Below are 16,846 nucleotides of genomic sequence, written 5' to 3' on the forward strand. Positions count from 1 at the left end.
CGCATTACATCAATGGGCTTCGAAAGCCTGCACGCAATAGCCCTTGGTCAGGGCCTGCTGAATCTGCGGGTCTTTCATCAGCGTGTCATCGACCTTGATTTGACGCCGCTTCAGAATTTTCACTTCGCGAAAGCCCTCACGCATCACAAACAGCGTGGCCAATTGCTCGGCGCCAAACAAATCCTTGAAGTCGATGTAGACGATAAACGGCACATCTTCGCCCTTGCGAAAATCGCCGTAGCTTTCCTTGGCCACGGCATTTAAAGAAAACAGGTACATGTAGACTCCGATAGTGCTGCCCGAGGGCCTGCTAGCTCACAATGGCGAGGCGCAGGGCGTTGAGGTTCAACTGCAATTGTGACAGATATTGCTGGCCTTGTTCGGTGCTGGTGTCAAAGTGTTGCAAGGCTTCTTCACCAATATCGGGGTTGCGCTGAGCCAGTGCCTGCAAACGCGAACGCTCGCTGTTGCGTTGCTTGTTGTAGTTCTCCAGGGCCTGCTGGCGCCAGGACGACTCGGTGACCTTGCCCTGGGCTTCCACAGTGTTCAATAACTCGGTCAAGGGATCTCTGATCTGCCGCATCAATGCGGGTATCAGGCTGCGCTTGAGTTTCTGGCAGAGGCCGTTTAACTGCTGGTGGCTGACCTTGTCGGCGAGATTCCGTCCTTTCGCATCCATCAGCAAACGCTCGCTGTGGGTGGGCAGGTAGCGGTCGAGTTGCAGGCTCACCGGGGCGCGCACTGCGGGGCTGTAGTAGGCCTCAAGCAGCAGGGTGCCGGGTGGCAAGCCCTTTACTGACAGGGTGGCAATACAGGCGCTGCCAAAGTCACCATTGGCGATCAGATCCATCGCGTCCCGCAACAGGGGATGTTCCCAGGTGAGAAAGGCCATATCCTCCCGGCTGAGGGCGCGACGGCGATCAAAGGTGCCGGTCAGTCCCTCCTCGGGGAGCTGGCTGAAAGCGTCACTGATCATATGGTCGCCGGGGCGAAGAATGATGGTATTGTCGCTGTGGTCTTCGTGCTCCAGCCCGAATTGATCGGCAAGCTGCTCGACATAATCGGCGAGCTCGCCACTGCGCTGTTCCTCTTCGACCTGTGCGACAAGGCGCTGTGCGACGGCCTTGCGACAGGAATTCAGTTCCAGCAGGCGGTTGCGCCCGGAGTGCAACTCCGCGCGCAGCTCGGCGGCCCGCTGGGCACCTTGGGTAATCAATGCGCCAACGTCGGTGTTGCTGGTCAGACACTGCTGCAACCGGGCGTCGAATTCATTCACCATTGCGCTGCCGATAGTGCAGGGCTCATCGAATATTGCGAGGGCGTCCCGGTACCAGCTGAGCAGGTCCTGCTGGGCAGAACCGCTGTAGTAAGGCACATGGATATTGACCTCACCGACACGACCGATGCGGTCCAGACGACCAATGCGTTGCTCCAGCAGGTCGGGATTCAGCGGCAGGTCGAACAACACCAGATTTTCGGCAAACTGGAAGTTGCGGCCCTCACTGCCGATTTCCGAGCACACCAGCAACTGGGCGCCATCGTCGGGGTCGGCGAAATAGGCCGCGGCGCGGTCGCGCTCAAGCAGACTCAGCTCTTCGTGGAACACCGCACTGGCAATGCCCCGGCGCAGGCGCATAAACAGCTCCAGCTCCCTGGCGGTTTCGGTATTCGCACAAATCAGCAGGGTGCGGGCGTCGGGTTCCTGTAGCAGGAGTTTTTCCAGCCACTGTACTCGGGGGTCACTGCTGGTCCAGTCTTCGCCGAGAACCAGTTCAGGCTGTAACTGTGCGGCGAGTTCCAGCTCCGGGGCGACCTGTGCATACAGCGCGGGGGCTTCGAGAGGGTGTTCGTGGAGGCGTCTGGCGGGAAAGCCGCCCACCGAGGCGCGGCTGTTACGGAACAGACTGCGCCCGGTGCCGAAGCGGTCGAGCAGTGCCGCTATGGCATCGTCGACGGCGCTGTCGCTACCCTGTTGCAGGGCGCTGAGCAAATCAGTGTCGAGGTACTCGGCCAATCGCGGGTTGGCCAGGGCCGCCGTGGCGTCTTCCTGCAGGCTGCCGATCAACTCACTGATGTCACTGTAGCTGCTCTGCTCCTGACGGAAGGCGTTCAGGTCGCTGTAACGCTCTGGGTCGAGCAGGCGTAGTCGCGCGAAGTGCCCTTCGATTCCGGCATTCTCCGGTGTCGCGGTCAGCAGTAATACCGAAGGAATGCTGGCGCACAGCTTTTCCAATAGCTGGTAACCCTTTGAGCTGTTGCCGTCTTCCTGCCATTGCAGGTGGTGGGCTTCGTCAACCACCAGTGTGTCCCAGCCCGCGTCGGCCAATTGCTGGCCGCGACGGGGGTGCTCGGCTAACCAATCAACAGAGGCGATAATCAGCTGTTCACTCTCAAAGGGATTTTGCTCTATCTCCTTTTCCGCTTCTTCGTCGAAGAAGATCGTGTCGGCGTCGTCCCGATAGGGATCGATTTCCCGGCAGCGGGCTTCATTAAAGATGCTGAAGTTGAGGTTGAAGCGCCGGCGCATTTCCACCAGCCATTGGTGTACCAGACTTTCCGGCACCAGAATCACGATGCGTTTAATGCGTTCGTCTAGGTATTGCTGGTGCAGAATCAAGCCGGCTTCAATGGTTTTACCCAGGCCGACTTCATCGGCGAGAAGCACTCGCGGTTGAGCCCGCTGGGCCACACTGTCGGCAATATAGAACTGGTGGGGAAGTAATTCCACCCGGGCGCCGAGCAGGCCGCGGCTGTGATTCGCCGCGGCGCGGTTGCGTTGTTCAATCGTGCTGACCCGTAACTGGAAGCGGCGGGGGTGGTCGAGTTGTCCGGCTAACAGCCTGTCTTTGGCGCTGTGCAGTTGAATCTGCGCACTGAGAATTTGCTCCGGCACCGGGTGTACATTGCCCTCGGCGTCTTCGGAAAAATACACCAGGCAACCATTGTGCTCCTGCACTTCGCGGACCTTGAGCGGCGCCAGTTCAGGAACATTGATCTCGTCCCCGGGCTGGAACTGTACCCGTGACAGGGGCGCACGGTCAGCGGCGTAGGTGCGCTCCTCCTCAACGGCGGGAAAGGCGATGACCACGCGGCGATTGATGGCTTCAAGAATGATGCCCAGGCCCAGGTCGGGCTCCGGGGTACTGATCCAGCGCTGGCCGGCGATAAAGGGTTCAGACATAGGGTGCTATTTGGCCTGGTTGCGGTTATGCATTTTTTCGGGGCGGGAATGGTACGCGGCATAGCCCGATAGTGGAAGGTTTGCCGTTAAATTGGGGCCATTTTTACCACTATGGACGGGGCGGTGGTGAAGGGGCTTGTTCTGAAATGGTGCTTAAAGATGCAGAGTTTATGCACCAATACGTTCATGCCGGTGCAAAAGCTGGGCGCGCAGCGGGAGCTTAAAGCGTGGGGAAATGGCCTCTTGATGCCAGGAAAATATAAAATATTTTATTTTAAACAATGACTTACATTCAATTTTTGTGATTGGCAAGCTCTTTGCTGTGTACCGGGTACTAGCCCAACAGAGTAAGCCGCGATCACCCTATGACCAGCCAAGCCCCCATCATTGATGTTGCCGCCAGCTTGCATCCCTCCGTGGACCCGCGGCCAATTATCATTGTCGGCACCGGGCCGGTGGGAATTCGTTGTGCAGAAGAATTGCTCAAGCGCGGCTGCCAGCGGGAAATCCTGCTGTTCGGCAATGAGCCCTGGGAACCCTACGACCGCATTCGCCTGTCGTCATTGCTGGCCGGAGAAGTGCGTCTGGAGTCACTGCAAACTGCGCCGAACCTCGATCAGCAGGGCAGAGTGAACTGTCATTACAACTGCCCGATTGTCGGTATCGACCGCTATCAGCAGCGTATTCTCGATGTGGAAGGGCGCCAATACAGCTATTCGGCACTGATCCTGGCGACGGGATCCCAGCCTTTCCTGCCAGGTATTCCCGGCATTGACGCCAAGCGGGTTTACACCTTCCGCGACCTGAACGACACCCAGCAATTGATGGCCCGTTTGGCCACCGCTCGCCATGTGGTGGTCATCGGTGGTGGCCTGCTGGGACTGGAAACCGCACGGGCAATGAGCCGCTGCGACACCAGAGTCACGGTGATCCAGCAGGCGGATCGGCTGATGAATCGACAACTGGACGGCGATGCGGCGGCATTGCTGGCCGAGAATATTCGCGCACAGGGGGTGGATGTGCTCCTTGGGGAAGGGGTACGCGAGGTGGTGTGCAATGATCAACGTGGCCGCCCTGAAGTCATCGGAGTGCGCCTGCGCAGTGGCCAGCTGCTGGACTGCGATACGGTGGTGGTGTCGGCGGGTATTCGGCCCAATATCGATCTTGCGCGCCGTTCAGGGCTTGTGGTGGGGCAGGGTATTGTCGTTGACGAGGGCCTGGCTACCAATGCGCCGAATATTCACGCCATTGGCGAATGTGCCGAGTTCCGTCAGCAACTGCACGGTCTGGTCGCACCGGGTTATGAGCAGGCAGCAGTGCTTGCCGCCAATCTTTGTGGTGAGCCGAGTCGCTACCTTGGCTCGGTGGCCGCGACCCAGCTGAAGGTCGTGGGCCTGCCGGTCTTCAGTATTGGTGAAACCGAGGGTGAAGGTCGTCGCTCCTGGCGTATTGCCGCCTGGCGATACCGCGATGCGGCCACAGGCTGCTATCGCAAAATTGTGTTGCGGCGTGGACGGATTGTCGGTGCTATCGGTGTCGGCGACTGGTCCGAGGTACGGCGGGTGCAGGCGGCAGTCAGCCGCGGCGACCGGGTTTCCTGGCTGCAAATCGCTCGTTTCAGTCGCAGCGGTATGCTGTGGGCCGAAGACGACGGTGCCGATGTGGCCAGTTGGCCAGCAACGGCCCTGATCTGTAATTGTCGCGGCGTCCAGCGCGGCCAATTGACGGCGCTGTATAAGGCGCTCGGAGATAAACAACAGGTGATTGCGCGCTGTGGAGCGTCGACGGTATGCGGTTCCTGTGCACCACTGGTGGCGGAACTGTGTGGTGAAAAGGCCGGAGCCCAAACCCTGCCAGTGCAACGCAAACTGTTGGCCAGTGGCGTGTTGGCGTTGCTCGTTGTCGCGCTACTGGCCGCGGTGCCACCTATCGACTTTGCCAGCACTGTGCAGGTGGATATCCCCTGGGATCGCCTGTGGTCAGATGGCCTGTACAAGCAAATCAGTGGCTATGCCATTGTGGCGATGGTGGTGCTGGGCTTGTATCTCTCGGTAAACAAGCGGCTGTCGGCGCTGAGTTGGGGGCGCTTCTCCCTGTGGCGGCTGGTGCACACCCTTACCGGGCTGGCCGGCCTCGGGGTGCTGGTAGCCCACACCGGCCTGCGTCTGGGGGAAAATCTCAATGCGCTGCTGATGATGAATTTTCTTCTGCTGGCATTGCTTGGTGCGGTGTCGGCGGGGGTGGTGGCCGCGGAGTCGCAGTTTAGTCCACGCTGGGGCAAGCGGCTGCGTCGGCTGTGTACCTGGGGGCACTTGTATCTGGCGTGGCCAATACCGGCCCTGCTCGGCCTGCATATTTTCTCGGTGTATTACTTCTGATGGGCGGGCGTAGCAGTACGGGCACAGGCCCGCAGCGTGGTTTAGCCTGGCTATGGTGTGTCTGGGCGGTTGCCACTGTGGTGGGGCTGTTATGGTTTGTCTGGCCCTTGTTGGTGGATGAGCCGCCGGAACAGTTTCTGCCGGGTCCGACCAGCCACGGCCATCATCAGATCGAAATGGCATGCGGCGCCTGCCACAGCGACGCGTTTGGTGGCGGCGAGGTGCTGCAAAGCGCCTGTATCAGCTGTCATGGCGATGAGTTGAAAGCGGTGAGGGACTCCCACCCGAAGGCGAAATTTACCAACCCTCGCAATGCCGATCGTATAGAGCAGCTGGATGCTCGCTACTGTGTGACCTGTCATGTTGAACACCAACCTGACAAAACCGAGCACATGGGTGTCACGATGCCCGAGGACTTCTGCTACGAGTGCCATCAGGATGTCGCCGAGGTCCGACCCAGCCACGACGGCATGGGCTTCGACACCTGTGCCAGCTCCGGCTGCCACAATTTTCACGACAACCAGGCGCTGTACGAAGACTTTCTGCTTGAACATGCCAGCGAGCCGATGTTCAAGGAGGTCGCCGCCATCGTCGCGAAGAACGCGCCGCAGTATCACCGTCAGTTACCTCCGGTGACGGTGGCCGATGCCCCCGCGCAGATTGATTCGGCGCCGGAGGTGTTGAATGACTGGCAACACAGCGGTCATGCCCAGGCGGGGGTAAATTGCTCCTCCTGCCACGCCGACCCCGAAGCGGCAGCGGATGCGCTGAGTTGGGTGGCATCCCCCGATCACACCGTGTGCGCCAGCTGCCACAGCGAAGAATCCCGCGGCTTTCTGGCCGGCAAGCACGGTATGCGTTTGGCTCAGGGCCTGCCTGCGATGACCGTTGCCGAGGCGCGAATTCCCATGCATGCCGACAGCGCCCATCTGGAGTTGAGTTGCAACAGCTGCCATAGCCCCCACGCCTTTGATGTGCGGCGGGCCGCGGTGGACTCCTGTGTTGGCTGCCATAACTCCAACCACGTGCAGAATTTTGCCAACTCTCCCCACGCGGGTCTGACAGAAAATCCGGCGCAGCCGGGCAGCGAGCAGGTCACCTGTGCAACCTGCCACATGCCGCGCACCACCCTGCCAAACGGCCGGGTAGTGGTTGAGCACAATCAGAACGCCAACCTGCGGCCCAACGAAAAAATGCTGCGGGGGGTGTGTATGAACTGTCATTCGCTGAGCTTTTCCATCGACGCGCTGGCCGATCCGGCGCTGATCGACAGCAACTTCAAGGGGCGGCCCAGTGTACATATTCCCTCGGTGGACATGGCAGTAGAGCGGGATAAAAACCGCGCAGTAAAACCGTCCTTGTACAACTAAGCGTGTGAGGAGGGAGGTTAATAAAAACGGCGACAGCAGTAGTAAATCGAGAGTGGTATTGAGCAGTATTAAATCAATCAGGAGAGAGTGATGAAAAAATTAGTGGCGGCATTACCCCTGTGTCTGGTGATGGTCGGTTGTGGCGGCGAAGCCAAACAGAGTGGGATCGAACCCAAGGTCTACACCGATTCCCTGTTCGCAGTGATGAAGGCGGATCGCACCAACTACACCAAAATGATTATCAAGCGATTGGGGCCAGCTGGCGCATCGGCCATTGTTCCCGACGAACACTGGGAAGACAAACCCAATGGCGCGCCGCTGCCGGCCCAGATGTTTCGCTACGGCGCAGAAGCGGTGGCGGAGATGACCAGCGACTTCAGCTACAGCCTGCAATCGCTGTGGCCGGTGAATTCCCAGAACGGGCCGCGAACCGAAGTGGAAAAGGTGGGACTGACCTATATCAACGATAACCCCGGAGAAAACTTCTATGGCGAAGAGGAGCTGGGCGGCGTGAAGTACTTCACCGCGGTCTACCCCGATGTTGCAGTTGCCGCGCCCTGTGTTGATTGCCACAACGGCCACAAGGACACCCCGCGCACCGATTTCAAATTGGGCGATGTTATGGGCGGAGTGGTAATTCGCGTACCCATGTAAACGCCACTTGTCGGGGGCAGCAGCAATGAAAGGGATCAGTGTAATCACTCTGGTGTTGGCAACGGTGCTCAGCGGTTGTGCTGAGGACCCACGGCTGGCTCTCGGCGAGGAGGTGTATCGCCAGAACTGTAAAGTGTGCCACGCCCAGGGCATTAACGGTGCACCCATACTGGGTAACAGCAAAATGTGGGGCCCCCGCCTGGGACAGAGCCACGAGGAGCTGTTGTCCCATGCCCTGTCGGGCTACGGGTTGATGCCCGCCAAGGGCGGCAAAACCCATTTGACTGATGAACAGGTGTCAAACGCGATTTTTTATATGACATCCCAAGTGGAAATAAGTAACTGAACGCTGAGGAAATGATGATGACCCCGGAACAGAAAAACCTGGTACAGGAAAGTTTTGAAAAAGTCGCGCCGATCTCCGAGCAGGCCGCGGCGATCTTTTACGGCAAGCTGTTTGAGCTGGACCCCAGCCTCAAGCCCATGTTCAAAGGTGATATCGAGGAGCAGGGTCGCAAGCTGATGACCATGCTGGGTACGGCGGTTCGCTCCCTCGACAATCTGGAAGGACTGGTACCTGTGGTGCAAAAGCTCGGCGTGCGCCATGTGGGCTACGGCGTGAAAACCAGCCACTACGCCACAGTGGGTACGGCCCTGCTGGACACCCTGGCCGCCGGGCTTGGCGAGGACTTTACTCCAGAGGTCAAAGAGGCGTGGACGGTGGTGTATGGCGTATTGTCCAGCACGATGATTGCCGCTGCTGACGAGGCGATGAACGCCAAGGCCTGAGCCGGCATTTGGCGCTGCGGCTGGCGAGATCGCCCCCCGACTCGCGGTTGCAGCGCCTGTTTTTACGATACCGGACATCGTCGGCCCGATTGGTGTTCTCTGTGCTCTTATCCCTTGTCCCTGCCTGTTACTGATTCCTCTTCGCCGGATTTCGGCTACCCTGTATCTGAGCTGCGGCACCGGGGATTACCTGCCCGATGCAATGTCGCCGCGCCGGTATACGGGGGAGCATGTGAAGACTCAGAAGAAGAAACAGCGTCGGTGGTCATACAGCACTCCGGGATGGTTGAGTGTGTGGGGCCTGTGGCTGATGGTAGCGAATCCAGGGCAGGCCGAAAGCCTGCCTAAATGGGAGTTGGGAGCGGGAATAGCGGCCTTTAGCCTGCCGGATTACCCCGGCGCAGACCAGCAGACTGAGTACGTATGGCCAATACCCTACGTCGTGTATCGCGGTGAATACCTGCGCGCCGGACGCGGCGGCTTGCGCGGCATGCTGTACCGAGGTTCCCACCTTGAGCTGGATGTGTCTACCGGTGGCAGCCTGCCGGTGAACAGTGATGACAACGAGGCCCGTCGCGGCATGGAAGACCTCGACCCAAGCTTTGAACTGGGGCCGTCACTGCGGGTGAAATTTATCGACGATGAAGACCGCCAATTTCAGCTGCGCTTGAACGCCCGGGCGCTGGTGTCGGTGGAAGATACCTTGAAACTGGGTTATCAGGGCTGGCTATTGAACCCTGAGCTACGCTGGATCAGCCAGCTCGGCGAAGGCTTGCAGGTCGACGGCATTTTGCAATGGCGCTACGGCAGCCGGGGTTACCACGATCACTTTTATACGGTGACCGACAAAGACGCCCTGCCAGAGCGCCCGGCCTATCAGGCTGAGCGGGGCCACAGCGGCTACGGTGCCGGGTTTTCACTGCGCTGGCAGCCTGACCGCGACTGGCGCTGGAGTGTGGGTTATCGTTACTTCGACCTCCACAATGTGGCCTTCGACGACAGCCCGCTGTTTCGCCAGAACCACGGGCACTACCTCTTTCTGTCCTTTTCCCGAACACTGTGGCGCTCTCAGCGAATGGTGAGCGAACCTGTCAGTGAACTGTAACAGGGCTGACCGGCCACAAAATTAGAGTTCCTGTTCGGCTATCGGTAAGATACGCGGGTGCTACGGTCAACCGTGACCCTTGGCCTCGATGGGAGCAGACATGGCCATAGATTATGACGAATTCCGTCGCTTTATGGATGTGATGATTACATCCAATAAAGGCGATCATTTTAATACCCTGGGCCTGCGGGTGGAGCGCGTCGATCAGCGCGGAGTGTGCATGTCGATGGGTTATGCCGAGGGATTGATCGGCGACCCGGAAACCGGGGTAATTCACGGCGGTGCGATTACCGCGTTGCTGGACACCTGTAGCGGCTTTGCCGCGGCCACCGCCCTGGATGACCTCGGCATGACCCCTACCATCGACTTGCGCATCGACTATATGCGCCCTGCCACCGTGGGGAGGATGGTCTACGCCGACGCCGAAGTGTACCGAGTGACCGAGTCGGTTATTTTCACCCGTGGTATTGCCCATCACGGCGACTTCGAACGACCGATCGCGGCGTCGGTGGGAAATTTTTTTCGGCTTGAGTCTTCAACCTTTGACGAGCTGCGCCGGGAATTTCGCGAGAGCCAGCGACAGCACAGGGAGAATGGCCGTGGATAAGGCGAATTTACTCAAATTGCTCGACCGTGTTCCCTACGCCAAAACCCTCGGCATTCAACTCACCGGCGATCCCGAGCGCTGCCTGCTGCCCGCAAGGAAAAGCAATATCGGCAACCCCACCTTGCCCGCCCTGCACGGGGGGGCCATCGCCGGGTTTATGGAACTGTCGGCGATGAGCCTGGTATTGCAGCACACCGACGCCGAACGGGTGCCGAAGGTGGTGGATTACAGTGTGGATTACGTCCGCGCGGGTAAATTCTGCGACACCCACTCCCGCTGTGAGCTGGTGTACCTGGGCCGGCGCATGATTAACGTGCGGGTTTCCGCCTGGCAGGAGGATGAAGCCTCGCCCATTGCGATGGCGCGGGTGCAGTTTTTACTGAAGGACACGCCCTGGTGACCTTGCACGGCAAAACCGCTCAGATTATTGGTGGTGGCCCTGCGGGGCTGATGGCGGCAGAGCAATTGGCCGGGGCCGGCGTTAAGGTGGCGGTGTACGATGCGATGCCATCGCTGGGCCGAAAATTTCTGCGGGCCGGTATCGGCGGCCTGAATATCACCCACAGCGAAGACCAACAACGCTTTCTGTCCCGTTTTGGCGAGCGCCAAGGGGAACTGGAGCCGCTGCTGGCCCGGTTCGATAGCGCGGCCCTGCAACAGTGGTGCGAAACCCTTGGTGTGACCACCTTTGTGGGTAGCTCCGGGCGGGTGTTTCCGCTGGAAAAAAAGGCCGCCCCGTTACTGCGCCGGTGGTTGGCGCGATTGCGCGCGACGAATGTCAGTTTTTATCCCCGCCACCGCATGGTCGGCTGGAACGACAATGGTGACTGCGTGTTTGACCACCGCGGCCAACAGATCGCTACCAGGGCCGATGTCACGGTATTTGCCACGGGTGGCAGCAGCTGGTCGGCTCTCGGGTCAGACGGGCAATGGCTGTCCTTGTTTGAACGCAGGGCGATTGCCTGCGCGCCCTTTAAACCGAGTAATTGCGGCTTTAACTACTCCTGGCCTGAGCCGCTGATGGCGGAGCATTATGGCCGTCCCTTGAAAAACATCGGCCTCTCTGTGGAGGGTGACGGTGAGCACCGCCAGCGGGAGGTAAAACAGGGCGACGCCCTGATTAGCCACTATGGCATCGAAGGCAGTCTGGTCTACACCGTCTCGGCGGCGATCCGTGACCAGATAGACGCCGGGGGCGCTGCGACAGTGTATTGGGATCTGTTGCCGGGCAGCAGCAGCGAAAAAATCAATGCTGTTTTCAGCGGGCGCAAGGCCGGCGAATCGGTGTCCAACACCCTGCGCAAGCTCGGTATCAAGGGTGCCAAAGCCGCACTGCTGAAGTCGCTGAGCAGCAAAGCGCAAATGCAGGATACCGCCAGTCTGGCCGCGCTGTTAAAGCGTTTGCCGCAAACCTTGACCAGCTATCGGCCCATCGACGAGGCGATCAGTACGGCGGGTGGTGTGTGTTTCAGCGCCGTTGATGACCACCTGATGATAAGGTCTGCCCCCGGCTATTTCTGCGCCGGTGAAATGCTCGACTGGGAGGCGCCGACAGGAGGCTATTTGTTAACGGCATGCTATGCAACAGGGTATGTGGCGGGCTGCGGCGCGGTGGCCTACCTGACAGATTCAGCGGCGGCAAAGGGGCGCGCTTAGGTGGTGGCCGGATACGGCACGCTACTTAAATACCATGGGGCTGGCTTCAAGGGTATTGCTGTCGATGAGTTGGTTCAGCTCGTTCATGCGCTGGGCGATGGCCTGCCGACATTCCGGGGTCAACGAGCCTCTATCCAGCAGTTCCTCAATGCAGTAGGTCAGCGCAGCAACTTGCTCAACCCCCAGGGTTGATGAGGTGCCCGCGATGGCATGGAGCTTTCGCTGCATGTTTTTGATGGTGATCTCGTCCTCGCCGGTGAGTTGCAGCGACTGCCAATCCTGATTGACCGGTGCGATTTTGATGGGCAGCTTGGCGATGTAATCCCGCTGTAGTTGCGCGAGCTGGACGTTCACCTCCTGTTTTATATCATTTCCGGTGCGCATGAAAATGGCTCCATATCTCCTGTAGTTGAGCGGCAAGTGTCATGGGCTCGAAGGGTTTGGTAATGACCGCTTCTGCGCCCATTTCCTTGAAGCGATGGACTTCGTCCGGTTGCACCTTGGCGGTAATGAATACCACAGGTATATCGTTGCGCGCGTGGCGTTGGCGCAGCTTGCCGAGCACACTGGGGCCGTCCATGCCGGGCATCATCACATCGAGCAAAATCAGTTCCGGCACAAAGGTATCCACCGCCTCCAGCCCCTCCGGGCCGCTGGCGCAGGTTTTGGTGGTGAGACCGCCGATTTGCTCAAGGGCGATCTGGGCGACCAGTCGAATGTCCTCTTCGTCTTCGATATAGAGCACCCTCTGCAGTTGTGGGCTGCCATCATTCATCGGGTTTCGCCTCGTCGCTAAAGGGGTTTTTCAGGTCGATATAAAACTCTGTGCCTTGGTGGAGTTCCGAGTGAAAGCTCAAGCTGCCGCCGTGTTGCTCGACAATGGCTTTGGAAATATGCAGTCCCAGCCCGGTGCCGCTGATCTGGCGTTGGTCTGAACTGTCCGCCTGGGTGAATTTGTCGAATATACGGCTTTTGAACGTAGCCGGAATGCCGCAGCCTTCATCTTTTACACAAATGCGAACACCGCCGTCACACTCCTGTGCCGAAAGCTCAACATGGGAGTCGGGTTTGGAAAACTTGGCGGCATTGGACATCAGGTTGTTCATCACTTGCATCATTCGGTCGGGGTCGGCGTACATATTCAGTTTCGATGAGCAGTTGCCAAGACGAAATTCAACACTGTGCTGGCTGCCGTAGGCGCGGTTATCACTAATGGCTGATTCCAGAAACGCCCGCACCGGAATACGGATCATGCGGTAATTCATCTGCTCGGATTCAATCTTCGAAATATCAAGAATATCGTTGATAAGCAGTAGCAGGCGCTCGCTGTTTTTTCGAGCGATTTCAATAAGGGTACTCACCTGTTCGGGAACAGCGCCCACACTGCCCGAGCGGATCAGCTCCAGAGAACCTTTAATGGAGGTGAGCGGGGTGCGCAGCTCGTGACTGACGGTAGCGATAAACTCGTCCTTGATCCGCTGTTCATGTACCCGGCGCATCGCGGCGCGCAGCTTTTCCTCGGTTTCCTTGCGTTGGGAAATATCCCGGACCACACCGGTGAACATACGCTGCTCATTCACCACCATTTCGCTGATCGCCAGCTCCAGGGGGAAAATACTGCCGTCCTTGCGCTGACCGCTGACCTCCCGACCAATACCGATGATTTTCTTCTGGCCGGTATTCAGGTAATTGCCAATATAGCCGTCGTGTTCGCGCTGATAAGGGTCCGGCATCAACATGCTGACATTGCGCCCAATCAGCTCCTCGGCCTGATAGCCGAAGATTTTTTCGGTTGCCGGGTTAACGGTGTCGATCAGACCTTGATGGTCGATAGTAATTACCCCATCGACGATGGTTTCGACGATAGCTTTGGTGCGATTCAGTAAATCCTTGACGTCTTCCCGGTTGCTCATCATGTGCGCAGACTTATCGGAGGGGGTTTCCTTTCAGGGTATGCCTGCGTCGGAGCGTCGAAAACCGGGGATTCTACCTACGCCACGGGCCCTGTGGGGGGGGGACAGACCCCTAATGAAAGTCATGGGAATAGCTGTCGAACTTGAACAGCGGGGTAAAGTCGTCGATTTGCATCGCCACCAGGTGAATGACCGGCTCGCTGTTGCCGGCATCACTTTTTTGCAGGCGCCCCTTAATACGGAGTATTTTGCCCTGCAAAATGGCTTGGCGGAATTGCTGCTGCACGGCGCTCCAGACCACTATATTACTGTTGCCGGTTTCGTCCTCCAGGGTGATAAACAGCACACCCGAGGCGCTGCCGGGGCGTTGCCGGCAGGTCACCAGACCGGCCACACTGATAAAGCGGCCGTCTTCTATGTGGCGCAGCTGTGCGGCACAGCGGCAGTGTTTGAAGTCCGGTAGGTGGCGCAACAGGGCCAGCGGATGGCGGCGCAGACTCAGGCCGGTGTGCTGGTAGTCATCGGCAATATTCTCCTGTTCGCTGGGCGAGGGCAGCTCCAGCGCACCGTGCCTGGCTGGCAGCTGCGCAAACAGGGGACCGCTGCTGCGGCTTTCAGCCAATTGCCAATAGCTCTGAAAGCGGTGACTGTTAAAGCAGTGAAAGGCATCGGCCCGGGCAAGGCTGCCCTGTTCGCCCTTGTTCAACGGTACCCGCGCGCTGAAATCGGCAATGGATTGATACAGCCCCTGTTCCCGGCGGGCGCAGAGCTGTTCGGCGCTGTCGCGGCTCAGGCCTTTTACGATGCGCAGCCCCAGCCGAATTGCTGCCGGTGCCACATCGTCCTCCAGCTGGTGATCCCAGTGGCTGTGGTTGATACACACCGGGCGCACCTCCACGCCGTGACGGGTGGCGTCCTGGCACAGCTGTGAATTGGAATAAAACCCCATCGGTTGGCTGTTCATCAGGCCACAGTAAAACTCGGCGGGGTGGTGACACTTGATCCACGCCGAGGCGTAGGCCAACAGGGCAAAACTGGCCGAGTGTGATTCGGGAAAGCCGTAGGCGCCAAAGCCCTTCATCTGACTGAACAAACGCTCGGCAAAGTCGCGGTTGTAGCCCCGTTCCAACATACCGTCGATCAGCTTTTGCTTGAAAGTTTCCAGGTGGCCGTTGCGCCCCCAAGTGGCCATGGCGCGGCGCAATTGGTCTGCCTCGCCGCCGCTGAAGCCCGCCGCCACCATTGCCAGTTGAATCACCTGCTCCTGAAAAATCGGCACGCCGAGGGTGCGTTCCAGTACCTTGCGCAGTTCGGGGCTGGCGTATTCCACTTTCTCAAGGCCCTGTCGCCGCCGTAAAAACGGGTGCACCATGCCGCCCTGTATCGGGCCGGGGCGGACAATGGCGATCTGAATCACCAGATCGTAGAAGCAGCGCGGTTGCAGGCGTGGCAGCATGGTCATCTGGGCGCGGGATTCAATCTGAAACACGCCGATGCTGTCGGCCTTGCACAACATGGTATAGGTGGCTTCATCCTTGGGGGGAATGTCCATCATCCGCAGGGGCGTTCGCCGGTGGCGGCTGATATAGGCCAGACTCTTGCGCAGGGCGCTGAGCATACCCAGTGCCAGTACGTCGATTTTCATCAACTGCATAGCTTCCAGATCGGTTTTATCCCACTGGATAATACTGCGCTCGGCCATCGCGGCATTCTCCTGGGGCACCAGGGTGGCAATGGGGTCGCGGCTGATAACAAAACCACCCACATGCTGGGACAGGTGGCGGGGAAAACCGAGAATCTCCTGCAATAACTGTATGAAGTGCTGCACCAGCGCGCTGTTGCCATCCAGCCCGGCACTGCGCAGGCGCTGGCTGAATTCGGCGGTGTCGTCCCACCAGGCCATATTGCGCGACAGATGGTTGATAAGCTGCATGTCTAGCCCCAGCGCCTTGCCGACATCGCGCACCGCACTGCGGCGGCGGTAGGTGATAACGGTGGCGGCCAGTGCAGCGCGGCTGCGGCCATATTTGCGGTAAATATACTGGATCACCTCCTCGCGGCGCTCGTGCTCAAAGTCCACGTCGATGTCGGGTGGTTCGTCCCGCTCTTTGGAAATAAACCGCTCGAATAACAGCTGGCTGCGGGCGGGATCAACCTCGGTAATAAACAGGCAGTAACACACCGCCGAGTTGGCGGCGGAGCCCCGGCCCTGACACAGAATCTGCTGATTGCGGGCGAACTGAACGATGTCGTAAACGGTGAGAAAATAGTGCTCGTACTGTAACTCGGCAATAAGCCCCAGTTCCTTTTCTATCATTGCCGCCACTGTGTCTGGCGTGCCATTTGGCCAGCGCTGGGCCGCGCCCATCAGGGTGAGTTCGCGCAAAAACTGGCTGGCGTTCTGGCCCGCAGGCACCACCTCGTCGGGGTATTGGTAGCGCAGCTCATCCAGACTGAAATGGCATTGTTCTGCAAGGGCGCAGCTTTCCTTGAGCAGCGCTTCGGGGTAGTCGCGCTGAAGCAGGGCGAGGGGTTTCAGGTAGACCTCGCTGTTGACCAACAACTGCTGGCCAAGTGCCTGCACGGTGCTGTGCAGGCGTATGGCGTAGAGGGTGTCGAGCAGGGGCTTGCGGTGGCGGCAGTGCATGGCCACGTAGGGACTGGCGACCATGGTGATGTCGTGGCGACGGGCCAGTGCGTAATACTCCCGATAATATTGTTCCTGCTGGGCCGAGCAGTGCAGGGCCACCCCCAGTCGCAGCCGATCGCCAAAATGAGCCTTCAATGCCATCGCCTGGGCATCGCAGTCGGCTTCATTCGGTGCCGCCAGCCACACGGCGAGGCACTCCCTGTCGAGGCGCTGAATATCCTGCAAACTCAGCGTATAGCAACCTTTGCTACTGTTCAGGCGGCCGCGACTGATGATGGCGCACAGTTCGCTGTAGGCGCTGCGGCTGGGGGCGAGCAAAATCAGTCGGGTGCCGTCGTCGAGTACAAATCGCGAGGCGCAGAGGAGTTTGATTGAGTGGTGCTTGCTGGCTTGCCAGGCTTTGACAATGCCTGCCAGCGAGCATTCATCGGCCAGAGCAATGGCCTGGTAACCCAGTGCGGCGGCCTGTTCCACCAGCTCCTGGGGATGGGAGGCCGACTGCAAAAAACTGTAGTTGCTCTGGCAATTCAAGGCGGCAAACAT

The 16,846-nt window shown here is 59.0% G+C and carries 15 protein-coding genes; 9 read left to right on the plus strand and 6 right to left on the minus strand.

Features of this window, described 5'->3' with window-relative positions; genetic code table 11:
• Positions 1-9: 9 nt before the first annotated feature.
• The gene (locus tag HCU74_RS02190) at positions 10-279 is read right to left on the minus strand and encodes a hypothetical protein (protein ID WP_168448751.1); all 270 of its coding nucleotides are present in this window, start codon (positions 277-279) and stop codon (positions 10-12) included.
• 31 nt (positions 280-310) lie between these two features.
• Complete coding sequence (gene rapA / locus HCU74_RS02195; protein WP_168448752.1) at positions 311-3,181, minus strand: RNA polymerase-associated protein RapA; 2,871 nt, start codon at positions 3,179-3,181, stop codon at positions 311-313.
• Positions 3,182-3,546: 365 nt separating this feature from the next.
• Here rapA and HCU74_RS02200 point away from each other — a divergent pair, with 365 nt between their 5' ends.
• The 9 genes from HCU74_RS02200 to HCU74_RS02240 all read left to right on the plus strand — a co-directional run bounded on the left by HCU74_RS02200 (position 3,547) and on the right by HCU74_RS02240 (position 11,740).
• Entirely contained in the window at positions 3,547-5,559 is a 2,013-nt protein-coding gene (locus tag HCU74_RS02200) for an FAD-dependent oxidoreductase (RefSeq protein WP_168448753.1), read from the plus strand.
• Entirely contained in the window at positions 5,559-6,929 is a 1,371-nt protein-coding gene (locus HCU74_RS02205; RefSeq protein WP_168448754.1) for a cytochrome c3 family protein, read from the plus strand. Before HCU74_RS02200 ends, HCU74_RS02205 begins: the two co-directional genes overlap by 1 nt.
• Before the next feature lie 90 nt (positions 6,930-7,019).
• Positions 7,020-7,583, plus strand: coding sequence for a Tll0287-like domain-containing protein (locus HCU74_RS02210; RefSeq protein ID WP_168448755.1), 564 nt, complete (start codon positions 7,020-7,022; stop codon positions 7,581-7,583).
• Between the two features lie 25 nt (positions 7,584-7,608).
• Positions 7,609-7,929, plus strand: coding sequence for a c-type cytochrome (locus HCU74_RS02215; protein ID WP_168448756.1), 321 nt, complete (start codon positions 7,609-7,611; stop codon positions 7,927-7,929).
• A gap of 17 nt (positions 7,930-7,946) precedes the next feature.
• The gene (locus HCU74_RS02220) at positions 7,947-8,372 is read left to right on the plus strand and encodes a globin family protein (protein ID WP_168448757.1); all 426 of its coding nucleotides are present in this window, start codon (positions 7,947-7,949) and stop codon (positions 8,370-8,372) included.
• 232 nt (positions 8,373-8,604) lie between these two features.
• Positions 8,605-9,477 carry a MipA/OmpV family protein gene (locus tag HCU74_RS02225; RefSeq protein WP_168448758.1) on the plus strand — a complete coding sequence of 291 codons (873 nt, stop codon included), beginning with the start codon at positions 8,605-8,607 and terminating at the stop codon, positions 9,475-9,477.
• 100 nt (positions 9,478-9,577) lie between these two features.
• On the plus strand, positions 9,578-10,084 hold the full coding sequence (locus HCU74_RS02230) for a PaaI family thioesterase (RefSeq protein WP_168448759.1): 507 nt from the start codon (positions 9,578-9,580) through the stop codon (positions 10,082-10,084).
• The gene (locus HCU74_RS02235) at positions 10,071-10,484 is read left to right on the plus strand and encodes a PaaI family thioesterase (RefSeq protein ID WP_168448760.1); all 414 of its coding nucleotides are present in this window, start codon (positions 10,071-10,073) and stop codon (positions 10,482-10,484) included. Before HCU74_RS02230 ends, HCU74_RS02235 begins: the two co-directional genes overlap by 14 nt.
• Positions 10,481-11,740 carry a TIGR03862 family flavoprotein gene (locus HCU74_RS02240; RefSeq protein WP_345889646.1) on the plus strand — a complete coding sequence of 420 codons (1,260 nt, stop codon included), beginning with the start codon at positions 10,481-10,483 and terminating at the stop codon, positions 11,738-11,740. Before HCU74_RS02235 ends, HCU74_RS02240 begins: the two co-directional genes overlap by 4 nt.
• A gap of 21 nt (positions 11,741-11,761) precedes the next feature.
• Here HCU74_RS02240 and HCU74_RS02245 read toward each other — a convergent pair whose 3' ends face one another.
• The 4 genes from HCU74_RS02245 to HCU74_RS02260 all read right to left on the minus strand — a co-directional run bounded on the left by HCU74_RS02245 (position 11,762) and on the right by HCU74_RS02260 (position 16,846).
• Entirely contained in the window at positions 11,762-12,124 is a 363-nt protein-coding gene (locus HCU74_RS02245; protein ID WP_168448761.1) for an Hpt domain-containing protein, read from the minus strand.
• Positions 12,108-12,515: a response regulator gene (locus HCU74_RS02250; RefSeq protein ID WP_168448762.1), complete on the minus strand. Its 408-nt coding sequence runs from the start codon at positions 12,513-12,515 to the stop codon at positions 12,108-12,110. The genes HCU74_RS02245 and HCU74_RS02250 overlap by 17 nt, the downstream gene beginning before the upstream one ends.
• Positions 12,508-13,656: a sensor histidine kinase gene (locus HCU74_RS02255; RefSeq protein WP_168448763.1), complete on the minus strand. Its 1,149-nt coding sequence runs from the start codon at positions 13,654-13,656 to the stop codon at positions 12,508-12,510. Before HCU74_RS02255 ends, HCU74_RS02250 begins: the two co-directional genes overlap by 8 nt.
• A gap of 109 nt (positions 13,657-13,765) precedes the next feature.
• On the minus strand, positions 13,766-16,846 hold the full coding sequence (locus HCU74_RS02260) for an error-prone DNA polymerase (protein ID WP_168448764.1): 3,081 nt from the start codon (positions 16,844-16,846) through the stop codon (positions 13,766-13,768).

Origin of the sequence: Spongiibacter thalassae (assembly GCF_012272835.1) — a bacterium.
In the GTDB taxonomy this organism is placed as follows: domain Bacteria; phylum Pseudomonadota; class Gammaproteobacteria; order Pseudomonadales; family Spongiibacteraceae; genus Spongiibacter; species Spongiibacter thalassae.

Coding starts and splice junctions, on each gene's coding strand:
- HCU74_RS02230 (WP_168448759.1), top strand. CDS start 9,578: ATGGCCATAGATTATGACGAATTCCGTCGCTTTATGGATGTGATGATT.
- HCU74_RS02210 (WP_168448755.1), top strand. CDS start 7,020: ATGAAAAAATTAGTGGCGGCATTACCCCTGTGTCTGGTGATGGTCGGT.
- HCU74_RS02260 (WP_168448764.1), bottom strand. CDS start 16,846: ATGTTTGCCGCCTTGAATTGCCAGAGCAACTACAGTTTTTTGCAGTCG.
- rapA (WP_168448752.1), bottom strand. CDS start 3,181: ATGTCTGAACCCTTTATCGCCGGCCAGCGCTGGATCAGTACCCCGGAG.
- HCU74_RS02190 (WP_168448751.1), bottom strand. CDS start 279: ATGTACCTGTTTTCTTTAAATGCCGTGGCCAAGGAAAGCTACGGCGAT.
- HCU74_RS02255 (WP_168448763.1), bottom strand. CDS start 13,656: ATGATGAGCAACCGGGAAGACGTCAAGGATTTACTGAATCGCACCAAA.
- HCU74_RS02200 (WP_168448753.1), top strand. CDS start 3,547: ATGACCAGCCAAGCCCCCATCATTGATGTTGCCGCCAGCTTGCATCCC.
- HCU74_RS02220 (WP_168448757.1), top strand. CDS start 7,947: ATGACCCCGGAACAGAAAAACCTGGTACAGGAAAGTTTTGAAAAAGTC.
- HCU74_RS02245 (WP_168448761.1), bottom strand. CDS start 12,124: ATGCGCACCGGAAATGATATAAAACAGGAGGTGAACGTCCAGCTCGCG.
- HCU74_RS02215 (WP_168448756.1), top strand. CDS start 7,609: ATGAAAGGGATCAGTGTAATCACTCTGGTGTTGGCAACGGTGCTCAGC.
- HCU74_RS02205 (WP_168448754.1), top strand. CDS start 5,559: ATGGGCGGGCGTAGCAGTACGGGCACAGGCCCGCAGCGTGGTTTAGCC.
- HCU74_RS02235 (WP_168448760.1), top strand. CDS start 10,071: ATGGCCGTGGATAAGGCGAATTTACTCAAATTGCTCGACCGTGTTCCC.
- HCU74_RS02250 (WP_168448762.1), bottom strand. CDS start 12,515: ATGAATGATGGCAGCCCACAACTGCAGAGGGTGCTCTATATCGAAGAC.